3 protein-coding genes and 2 pseudogenes are annotated in these 3,678 nt (G+C 60.7%); 2 read left to right on the forward strand and 3 right to left on the reverse strand.

Annotated elements, in window-relative coordinates; all coding sequences use genetic code 11:
• Window positions 1–399, reverse strand: a 399-nt coding sequence (locus ACVBEG_RS26995; RefSeq protein ID WP_447108524.1) for a transporter substrate-binding domain-containing protein, incomplete at its 3' end; no start/stop codon positions are given.
• Window positions 400–642: 243 nt separating this feature from the next.
• A pseudogene (ppnN, locus tag ACVBEG_RS27000) lies at window positions 643–2,015 on the reverse strand (nucleotide 5'-monophosphate nucleosidase PpnN); the annotation flags it as partial.
• A 222-nt stretch (window positions 2,016–2,237) separates the two neighbouring features.
• On the opposite strand from ppnN, the gene ACVBEG_RS27005 reads away from it, so the two are divergent.
• Window positions 2,238–2,765, forward strand: coding sequence for a DUF3087 domain-containing protein (locus ACVBEG_RS27005; protein WP_447108525.1), 528 nt, complete (start codon window positions 2,238–2,240; stop codon window positions 2,763–2,765).
• Here ACVBEG_RS27005 and ACVBEG_RS27010 read toward each other — a convergent pair.
• Window positions 2,762–3,150: pseudogene (locus ACVBEG_RS27010) on the reverse strand (DUF2784 domain-containing protein). The gene ACVBEG_RS27005 and the pseudogene ACVBEG_RS27010 sit on opposite strands and share 4 nt — an antisense overlap.
• A gap of 141 nt (window positions 3,151–3,291) precedes the next feature.
• Between ACVBEG_RS27010 and ACVBEG_RS27015 the strand changes: the two are divergent.
• Window positions 3,292–3,678 (forward strand): AzlC family ABC transporter permease (locus ACVBEG_RS27015; RefSeq protein WP_447108526.1); only part of this gene is annotated, 387 nt, incomplete at its 3' end.

Below are 3,678 nucleotides of genomic sequence, written 5' to 3' on the forward strand. Positions count from 1 at the left end.
CTTGCGCGGCACGGTGACGCGGCCCGCCCGGTCGGCCTCGTGCAGGCTGCGTACACGTGGTTGGCGAGTGTCCTGCGCATAGAGCGCAGTCTCCACTTCGATCAGCGGCCCGACCCACTGGTAGCGATTGTCGCGTTCGTCGGTGCGCAATACGGTGAAGACGCCGGTGTCCGGGGTGTCGCTAGCCATACGCAGCGCGCGGAGCAGCGGGACTTGTTGGAGATGGATCTGATCACCGGTTGTTTTAGCCAGTGCGCGCACGATATCTACGCCAAAGCCGACTAACTGCTCGCCTTGTTGAAAATGCAGAGGCGGGTGGTAGTCGGTGAGCAATTGCAGATCCGCCGCATTGGCCGTCTGAGCCAACATTGAAAGCAAATATGCGGCAATCCGTTTCATGACTCGTCCCTGAAAAATTGATCGCGAAGCTTAGTACGGGCCGAGGCTGGCTGTCGTGAGGAAAGTACGGGGCTTTTGTGTCAGAAATAAAGGCGGATTGGCAGCGTCGGGTTCACCCTGAAACAACTGTGGGAGCCCGCCTGCTGGCGATAGCGGATTATCAGTCAACAATGATGTTGAATCTGATGACCCATTGCCTACAGGCGGTCGCCACAGGGAGTCGCGATCAGCGGGTGTAGGCGTTGTCGCCACCACGCGATAGCATCGGCCAATGCCGCTGCCCGGGCTTCCACCGGGTGCTGAAGTTGACCAGGCCTTGAGCAGCAGATCGGCGGCTGCATGTGGATCGCCGCGATCACTGCGGATCTGGACAGCGCCTGTTCTTCGATCAGGCCAATGCCCTTGTCCTTGACGTTGCCGGCGACGATGCCGGAGAACGCCCGGCGCAGGTTGGCTGCCAGTTCGTGCGGTGGCTGGTCGCGGTGCAGTTTCAGGTTGGCCATGTTTTCGTGGGTTGGATCGAACGGGCGCTGGAAGCCTTCGTCGATTTTCAGCAGCCAGTTGAAGTGGAACGCGTCGTTGCGCTCGCGGCGGAACTGCTTCACGGCTTTCAGGCCCTGAGTCATCTGCCGCGCCACTTCAGCCGGGTCGTCGATGATGATTTCGTAGTGCTGTTTCGCCGCTTCGCCCAGGGTTGCGATGACGAAGGCGTCGAGTTGCTCCAGATACGGTGCGGCATGTTTCGGCCCGGTCAGGATCACCGGGAATGGCAAACCGGCGTTGTCCGGGTGCATCAGGATGCCCAGCAGATAGAGGAACTCTTCGGCGGTCCCGGCGCCGCCCGGGAAGATGATGATGCCGTGGCCGACACGGACGAACGCTTCCAGACGTTTCTCGATGTCCGGCAGGATCACCAGTTCGTTGACGATCGGGTTCGGCGCTTCGGCGGCGATGATGCCCGGCTCGGTCAGACCGAGGTAGCGCCCGCCGTGGATGCGCTGTTTGGCATGGGCGATGGTCGCGCCTTTCATTGGGCCTTTCATCACGCCGGGGCCGCAACCGGTGCAGATGTCAAGGCTGCGCAGGCCCAGTTCGTGGCCGACTTTCTTGGTGTACTTGTATTCTTCGGTGTTGATCGAGTGCCCGCCCCAGCAGACGACGATTTTCGGCTCCACGCCTGGGCGCAGGGTGCGCGCATTGCGCAGCAGGTGGAAGACGTAGTCGCTGATGCCTTGCGAGGTGCTGAGGTCGATGCGTTGGCTGTCGAGTTCGTTCTCGGTGTAGACGATGTCACGCAGGGCGCTGAACAGCATCTCGCGGGTGCTGGCGATCATTTCGCCGTCGACGAAGGCGTCGGCCGGAGCGTTCAGCAATTCGAGGCGCACGCCACGATCCTGCTGGTGAATGCGGATTTCGAAGTCCTTGTAGGCTTCAAGGATGGTCTTGGCGTTATCGACATGGGCGCCGGTGTTGAGAATGGCCAGGGCGCACTGGCGGAAGAGGGTGTAGGTGCTGCCGGATCCGGCTTCGCTCAGTTGTTGAACTTCACGTTGAGAAAGGGTTTCCAGGCTGCCTTTCGGGCTGACCGAGGCATTGATTACGTGTCGTTGGGTCATGCAATGATCCTTAAAACGATGTCATCCCGAACCAGGCGGATGGCATCCGAATAGTGTGTATCCATGAATGAAGATGGCACGATCTGCGCGGTACCGCCATGTCCCCGTTGGACGCTGAAAAGATGAAAAGGGCCCCCAGCATAGCTAAATCGCGCGTAGAGGCGATAATGCGCAGCGAGTTTTTTCCGTTGCCCTTTTTATCGCTCAAGGAAGTCATGCCTGATGTTCGAGATTCAGCCGATGGATGCAGCAACGTTTCGCCAGCAGACCCGCCGCACAACGATCATCATCGCCGCGCTGTTCCTGGTGCTGGCGATGGGGTTTTCCACGGCGGCGGTGGCGCTGTTCGGCGAAGCTGGCGGAGATAATCTGCGCTTTAATGTCGGCGGGGTGTTCGTCGCGTTTCTGCTGACGGCGGCGTTGTTGCGCGGGCAGTTCTGGCATCAGGCGTGGATGGCGCCGGCGGTCTATAGCTGGCGGCTCAAGCGCAGTCTGATGAGCGTGACCAACGTGATGCACCAGGTGACGGCGGCGGTGGCGCAGAATGATCCGGCGGCGATGAAGGTGCTGCGTTTCTATCATCTGGGGTTGACCCAGATGCACGAACTGGACGGTAACTCCAGCGATCATGCGCAGTTGCAGCGGGAAGTCGAAGCACACAAGGAACGGATGCAGGCGCTGGGTCTGGAGCTTGACCAGAAGCGCCTGGATCCGGCCTGGCTCGAAGCGTTGAAACCCGCCTCCCGCTAAAACGGTATCCGGCTGGTGCGGCGCAGTTTCCACTGACGGATCGCGCGTCCGTAAACCAACAGATTGACCACCAGCACCACGCTGCCGAGTGCCAGCTGGATCCTGCGGCGTCAGCCCGGCCGGGTAAATGATCGGCCAGCATGTAATGCTCGATGAAGCCGCCGGCGTATTCGGTTTGCCCGGCGGCGTGGCGCATCAGGTTTTCCCAGTAGGTCAGCGGACAGGTCAGGTGCAACACTTCGACCGCCACGCCCCAGGCCGCGGCCGGCAGGTGCAGCCACATCAAGCGTGGCCACTTGAGCACCAGCAGCCCGCCGAACAGCACGAACAGAATGAAGGACAAATGAAACAGCACCAGCCCGTCGGCTGCGATTCGATACAGCATGTCGTCTCCCTGACGCGTTTGCGAATGGCCGTATGTTACGCCGCTCAGGGTGAAAATCGGCGGTAAGTGCGCAAGATTGTTCAAGCCATTAACACCGCTTCGCTGGCAGAGTCAGCGGCTGTTTTCCGGATGAAGAGCGTTATGTCTGACTCACTCATGCCGCGCAGTGCCTTTCTTCGCGGCGCGGTGGCGATCATGCCGTTATCGCTGGCGACCGCACCGTGGGGGCTGCTGGCCGGCTCCATGGCGATCGAAGCCAATCTCACGCCGCTGCAAGGGCAGGGCCTGTCGAGCATCGTGTTCGCCGGTGCCGCGCAATTGGTGGCGATCGGCATGCTCAAGGGCGGTGCCGGGATGTTCTCGATTCTGCTGACCACGCTGCTGCTCACGTCGCAACATTTGTTGTACGGCATGAGCATGCGTTCGGTGATTGCGCCGCTGCCGGGGCGCTGGCGCATCGGCCTGGGCTTCTTGCTCACCGACGAACTCTTTGCCCTGACCAGTCAGCATGACCGGCAGCAGTTCAAT

This window comes from Pseudomonas sp. GG8, assembly GCF_052976945.1.